The organism is Roseateles sp. P5_B10 (genome assembly GCF_056400485.1).
Map to the genome: position 1 here is coordinate 1 of NZ_JBFULE010000261.1, position 6,543 is coordinate 6,543.

Genomic DNA, 6,543 nt, shown 5'->3' on the forward strand with positions numbered 1-6,543 from the left:
CCCGGTCACCGTGCGCAAGGTCAGAGAGGCCATGGCCCTGCTGGGTGGCGGCACGCCGATCCGCGGCCGCCCGCGCTCCACCTCGGGCTATCGCTTCGCCTTCGTGCTGCCGGCGGCGCGGCTGGGGTTCTTTGATCTCGTCGACCGCGTCGTGGCCCAGGCGGCGGGCGATTTCCGGCATCAGCACATCACCGAGATCACCCACCGCATCCCGGCCAGCGATCCCAATGCCTTTGCCGCGGAGCTGGCCAAGCTGTCCGACCTCGACGGCATCGCCGTGCTGGCACCCGACGTGCCGCCGGTCAAGCTGGCCATCAATGAGCTGGTGCGCGGCGGCGTGCACGTGGTCACCCTGTTCTCCGACGTGCCCGGCTCGCTGCGCGAGACCGCCATCGGTGCGGACAACCGCGCCGCGGGCCGCACCGCGGGGCTGCTGGTGGGCCGCTCACTGCGCCGCGACGTGCCCACTCTGTGCGCCCTGCTCTCCCCGCCCACACGCTTCGCCGCCGAGCTGGACCGCCGCATCGGCTTTCAGCAGGTGCTGGAGGAAAGCTTTCCGCAGGCCAAGGTGCTGAGGCTCTTCGATCTGCCGGAAACCGAGGATGAGGCCTTCGAGTACACACGCAGCGCCCTCGTCGCCGAGGCGGCCGGCGAGCGCATCGACGCGCTCTACAACGTCGGCCCCTGCAGCTTCGGCATTGGCCGGGCCCTGACCGAACAGGGCTATGGGCACGACCTCATGTTCGTCGCCCACGACCTGCTCGAGGTGCACCGCTCCATGCTGCTCTCCGGCACGCTGAGCTATCTGCTGCACCAGGACGTGCAGTACGCCGTCACCTCGGCCGGGCGCGTGCTGCGCGCCCTGTGCGACGGCGTGCGCGGCGCGCTGTCCATCACCAACTCGCGGGTGGAGATCATCACGGCGGAAAACCTGGCGTGACTTCGTTGCGACCGGGGTAAATAATGAGCCAAGGACGGGACTGGCAGATGAAGAAATTCGTCAACACGATTGACGATCTGGTGCGGGACAGCGCCATGGGCTTGGTACTGGCCCATCAGGATCTGCTGGCGCTCAACGAGTCGCCGCTGTTCGTCCATCGCCGCACGCCCAAGCAGGGCCGGGTCGCCCTGATTGCCGGTGGAGGCTCGGGCCACGAGCCGCTGCACACCGGCTATGTCGGCCCAGGCATGCTCGACGCCGCCTGCCCCGGCCAGGTGTTCACCGCCCCGAGCCCGGACCAGATCGTCGCCGCGGCGCGCCAGGTGTCGACCGGCCAGGGCGTGCTGATGATCGTGAAGAACTACGCCGGCGATACCGCGAGCTTCCAGGTCGCCAGCGAAATGCTCGACGAAGACTGCACCATCGTGCTGGTGGACGACGATGTCGCGGTGGAGCATTCGACGCACACCGTGGGGCGGCGCGGCGTCGCCGGCACCTTGATCGTCGAGAAGATGCTGGGCGCGGCCGCGGAGGCCGGTGCCGACCTGTACGAGTGCAAGGCCCTGGGCGTACGCATCAACAATGCCACCGCCTCCATGGGCGTGGYCCTGAGCAGTTGCACCGTGCCGCGGGAAGGCCGCCCCACCTTTGCGATCGGCCCCGGCGAGATGGAGGTCGGCGTCGGCATCCACGGCGAGCCCGGGCGCCGCCGGCAGTCGGTGGTACCGGCGGATGAAGTCATCTCAATGCTGCTTGAGCCCATCCTCAAGGACCTGGCCATCAAGGCCGGGCGCCAGGTGCTGCTGCATGTCAACGGCTTCGGCGGCACGCCCCTGATCGAGCTGCACCTGCTCAACAAGATCGCGACGGAGCGGCTGCGCGCCGAGGGCCTCGAGGTCAAGCGCTGGCTGGTGGGCAATCACACGACCTCGCTGGAAATGGCCGGCGCCTCGCTGACGGTCACGGCGCTGGACGACGAGCTCACCTCGCTGTGGGACGCGCCCGTCACCACCGCCTCACTGCGCTGGTAGCGGCGCGGCCTCCAGCCGGAACTGGGCGATCTCGCCGACGAGCACGGCCGCCTGCCCCTTCAGGCTCGCGGCGGCGGCCGCCGACTGCTCCACCAGTGCGGCGTTCTGCTGCGTCATGCGGTCCAGCGTCGACACCGACTGGTTGATGTCGCCCAGCCCCAGCGACTGTTCCTGGGTGCTGGCGCTGATGGTGCCCAGCGTCGCATTGACCCGCCGCACGCCGATCAGGATCTCCTGCACCCGCGCGCTGGCCGCGTCGGCCAGCCTGGCGCCGCCCTGCACCTCATCCACGCTGCCGGCGATCAGCTCCTTGATCTCCTTGGCCGCCGCCGCCGAGCGCTGAGCGAGGTTTCTGACCTCGGTGGCCACCACGGCGAAGCCGCGCCCGCTGTCGCCGGCGCGCGCCGCCTCCACGGCCGCATTCAGCGCCAGGATATTGGTGCGAAAGGCGATGCCATCGATGACCCCCGTGATCTCGGCGATGCGCTGGCTGCTGGCCGAGATGCTGCCCATCTTCAGCACCACGTCGCGCATCGCCGCGCCGCCGCGCTCGGCCGCCTCCGAGGCATTGCAGGCCAGGCTGTCCGCCAGGCGCGTGGCCTCGGCCGTCTGCAGCACATTGCCATGCACCTGCTCCATCGCGGAGGTGGTCTGCTGCAGGCGCGCGGCGGTCTCTTCCGTGCGCTGGCTCAGGTCCTGGTTGCCCAAGGCGATCTCCGAGGAGGCCAGTGAGATCGCATCGGCCGAAGCCCGCACGGCGCCGAGCATCTCGATGAAACGCAGCCGCAGCCTTTCGACCCCGCCCGTCATGCTGCCGATCTCGTCGTCGCGGCCCGCCGGCACCGGCGTCGACAGGTCACCATCGGCCACCCGGTCCAGCGACTGCACCAGGGCACGCAGCGGCCGCGCGACCCAGTTGCGGATCAGCAGGAACTGGCCAGCGCACAGCGCGACCGCGGCCACGCCGAACATGACGAGAAACGGAATCAGGGTGGCCCATTGCTGGCGCATCGCCTCGCTGGACGAGGCCTCGCCGACGACGATCCAACCGGTGCCGGCGCTGGGCCGGGCCACGGCAAAGCGGTCATTCGCTTCGGGCTGCAGGACCGGGCGAACGCCGCTCAGCTCCTCGCCCGGGGCCGCGGCGCGCAAGGCAGCCAAGAGTTCGGGCGCGCCTTGGGCCACTTCGGCCAGGCGGCGGCCGCGCAGTTGTGGCGGCAGCATCAGCGTCGCCTGTTCGGCGTTGCCGCCGCGCGGGTCCAGCACATAGACGCCGCCGCTGTCGAAGAAGCGGGCGCCGGCCACCATGCGCTCCAGCGAGCGGTCGAAGTCGGTCAGGTCGAAGCCGACGAACAGGGCGCCGACGACCTGCCCCTGCAGGTCGCGCACCGGCTGCAGTCGCGTGATGAAGGAGCGCCCATAGAGGCTGGCCCGGCCCACGAAGGGCTGGCCACCCAGCAGCGCGGCATTGCCGGGGTGAGAGGCATCCACCTGCATGCCCATGGCGCGTTCGCCCTGGCCGTTCTTCAGCGAGGTGCTCACGGTCACGAAGCCATTGCCGCGCTTCATCAGCACCGCGGCGACCCCGCCGGTGAACTCGGTGAACTTGTCGCAGGGGCTGTGGTAATCGTTCTGGGCGATGCCCAGCTGCAGCAGGCGGCCGTTGGCCTCGTCGAGCGTGAAGTTCTTGCCGAACTGGTCGCCAAACACCTTGAAGAAGCGCTCGACCAGCAGCTTGGCGGTGGCGTCATAGGCGTCGACCGCCTGGGCCACCGCCTCGACCCTGGCATCCACCCAGGACACCGTTCGCTCCTGGGCCCGTTTACCCAGCATGAAAGACATCACGCCGCAGATGAGCGCCAGCACCGCAATCAGGAAGGCGCCACCGAACAAGGTGATGCGGCGGGCGACGCTGCAGGTGGGGGAGGCGCGATCAGGTGGGCTCGAAAGCATGTTTGTCTCCGGTGGCTCGGCGGCGACTGCGGAGCCCCATGCCCGCGTCGCTCTCTTGATGTAGTGTAGTGCAATATTTTTGTCTTGCTGATGTGTTTAGATTGATTTAATATTTCTTCTCGGCGCTAACACGTTGCTACGCAACGGCCTATCGCTGAGAACGTTCTTGACGGAATTGACTCAACTAAATCACTCAGGAGACAAATATGATGGACAAGCGATTGATGGCGGGGGCGGCAGCGCTGGTGTGCTGCGCCGGGACGGCATGGGCCCAGTCGTCGGTGACGGTGTTCGGCTTCATCGAAGCCCAGGCCGGCCGGCAGACCCACGATTCGCCGGGCACCAAGCTGTACGACATGGGCGGCAGCCGGCTGGGCTTCAAAGGCACCGAGGACCTGGGCGGCGGCCTCAAGGCCTCGTTCTATCTGGAGCACCGCCTCAACCCGGACGACGGCACGGTGGGCGGCRGCACCACGTTCTGGAAGGGCGGCTCCTGGGTCGGCCTGAGCAGCGAGTCACTTGGCTCGCTCAAGCTGGGGCGCTGGTGGTCGCAGGCCTTCCTGAAATCCCAGTACGCCGCCGACCCCTTCGGCATGGGCACCCTGGGCCAAGGCACCTACGGCTCGGTGGGCTGCGGCCCGGGTTACTCGGGCGGTTGTCTGGGCGCCTTCTGGGTCAACAACTCGGTGAGTTACGAGAACTCGGTCGGTGGCTTCAGCTTCGGCGCCCAGATGTCCGCCGAAAGCCCGGGGCCCGGCGGCAAGAAGCCGGCCAATGTCGGCCTCAGCTACGCAGACGGCCCGCTGTATCTCGGCGCCGGCTACGAGGTCTCGAACGACGGCAGCAAGGACGAGAGGTGGCTTTCCCTGGCCGCCAACTACGACTTCGGCGCGGTCAAGCTCTACGCCGGCTATGGCTCGGGTCGGGATGCGCTGCGGGTCAGCCGCAAGAACCTGCTGGTGGGCTTCAGCGCACCGGCGGGGCCAGGTGCCTTCATTGGTTCCTATGACGTGCAGGACCAGGGCGGCGTGCGCGTCGAACAGCTGCTCTCGCTGGGCTACAAGTACAACTTCTCGGCCCGGACCAACGTCTTCGCAGTCGTCGCCAACGACAGCAAAGCCCCGGCCGGGACCAACAAGTCCGGCTACGCGCTGGGCATGTTCCACGCCTTCTGAGCAGTATCGGGGGTGCCGATTGCGGGAACTGCATCGGCACCGTCCCGACGCCCAGCGCATGCGGCGCGGGCGTCGGTTCGGCGCTGGCTCCACCTGGGGCCAGCGCTTTTTTTGAGAGGCGCGCTCCGCGCCAATCCCCGCCCAGCATGAACAGCCACCGCCAAGCCAAGATCGTCGCCACCCTGGGCCCTGCCAGCTCCGACATCGACACCATTCGGGGCCTGCTCGAAGCCGGCGCCGATGTCTTTCGCCTCAACTTCAGTCACGGCAGCCACGCCCAGCATGCCGAGCGGCTGACCATCATCCGGCGCCTGGAGGCCGAGCAGGGCCGGCCCATCGCCGTGTTGCTCGACCTGCAGGGCCCCAAGCTGCGCATCGGCACCCTCCTTGAAGGCTCGGTCGAGCTCATCGCAGGTGCGAGCTTCCGCCTCGATCTCGACCCGACGCCGGGTGACGCGACGCGCGCCCCCCTGCCCCACCCCGAGGTCTTCGCGGCCCTGGAGCGCGGCACCGACCTGCTGATCGACGACGGCAAGCTCAGGCTGAGGGTGTTGCTCTGCGGCCCGAACTTCGCCGACACGCGAGTCATCGTCGGCGGCACCCTGTCCGATCGCAAGGGTGTCAACCTGCCTTCGGTCCTGCTGCCCATTTCGGCCCTGACGCCCAAGGACCGCGCGGACCTCGATTTCGGCCTGAGCCTGGGCGTGGACTGGGTCGCGCTGTCCTTTGTGCAGCGCCCCGAGGACCTGCACGAAGTGAAGGCCATCGTTCAAGGGCGCGCGGGGGTGCTGGCCAAGCTGGAGAAGCCCGCGGCCATCGAGTCGCTGGAAGCCATCATCGACGCGGCAGACGCCATCATGGTGGCGCGCGGCGACCTCGGCGTTGAACTGCCGGCCGAGCAGGTGCCGCGCATCCAGAAGCGCATCGTGCGGGCCTGCCGCGCTGCCGGCAAGCCGGTGGTCGTGGCCACCCAGATGCTCGAATCCATGGTGAGCTCCGCGGTGCCCACCCGCGCCGAGGCCTCGGACGTGGCCAACGCGGTCTACGAGGGCGCGGACGCCGTGATGCTCTCGGCCGAATCGGCCTCGGGCAAATACCCCCGCGAGGCCGTGGCCATGATGCGGCGGGTCATTGCGGAAGTGGAAGCCGACCCCCTCTACCGCGCGGGCCTCGATGCCTCACACACCGCGCCCCAACCGGTGGTGGCCGACGCCATCTGCCTGGCCCTGCGCCAGACGGCGAGCCTGCTGCCCGTCGCCGTCATGGTCACCTACACCCGCTCCGGCACCACCACCCTGCGCGCGGCCCGCGAGCGGCCTGCTGTACCGGTGCTGAGCATGACACCCGAACTCGACATCGCGCGACGCCTGGCCCTGGTCTGGGGCGTGCATTMGGTGCACTCCAGCGCCCTCATCGCCGATGTCCCCGACATGGTGTCCCAGGC

General features: G+C 68.7%; 5 protein-coding genes. 4 read left to right on the forward strand and 1 reads right to left on the reverse strand.

The window, feature by feature from the left end:
* Both AC1DU6_RS16240 and dhaK read left to right on the forward strand, forming a co-directional pair.
* Window positions 1-940, forward strand: a 940-nt coding sequence (locus AC1DU6_RS16240; protein ID WP_477858311.1) for a substrate-binding domain-containing protein, incomplete at its 5' end; no start/stop codon positions are given.
* Window positions 941-987: 47 nt separating this feature from the next.
* Window positions 988-1,971: a dihydroxyacetone kinase subunit DhaK gene (gene dhaK, locus AC1DU6_RS16245; RefSeq protein ID WP_477858313.1), complete on the forward strand. Its 984-nt coding sequence runs from the start codon at window positions 988-990 to the stop codon at window positions 1,969-1,971.
* Here the strand turns inward: dhaK and AC1DU6_RS16250 are convergent.
* Window positions 1,957-3,924: a methyl-accepting chemotaxis protein gene (locus AC1DU6_RS16250; protein ID WP_477858315.1), complete on the reverse strand. Its 1,968-nt coding sequence runs from the start codon at window positions 3,922-3,924 to the stop codon at window positions 1,957-1,959. The two genes, dhaK and AC1DU6_RS16250, sit on opposite strands and share 15 nt — an antisense overlap.
* A gap of 209 nt (window positions 3,925-4,133) precedes the next feature.
* On the opposite strand from AC1DU6_RS16250, the gene AC1DU6_RS16255 reads away from it, so the two are divergent.
* Both AC1DU6_RS16255 and pyk read left to right on the forward strand, forming a co-directional pair.
* Window positions 4,134-5,099, forward strand: coding sequence for a porin (locus AC1DU6_RS16255; RefSeq protein WP_477858317.1), 966 nt, complete (start codon window positions 4,134-4,136; stop codon window positions 5,097-5,099).
* Between the two features lie 146 nt (window positions 5,100-5,245).
* On the forward strand, window positions 5,246-6,543 hold a 1,298-nt coding region (gene pyk / locus AC1DU6_RS16260), incomplete at its 3' end, for a pyruvate kinase (protein ID WP_477858319.1).

Coding starts and splice junctions, on each gene's coding strand:
- AC1DU6_RS16250 (WP_477858315.1), bottom strand. CDS start 3,924: ATGCTTTCGAGCCCACCTGATCGCGCCTCCCCCACCTGCAGCGTCGCC.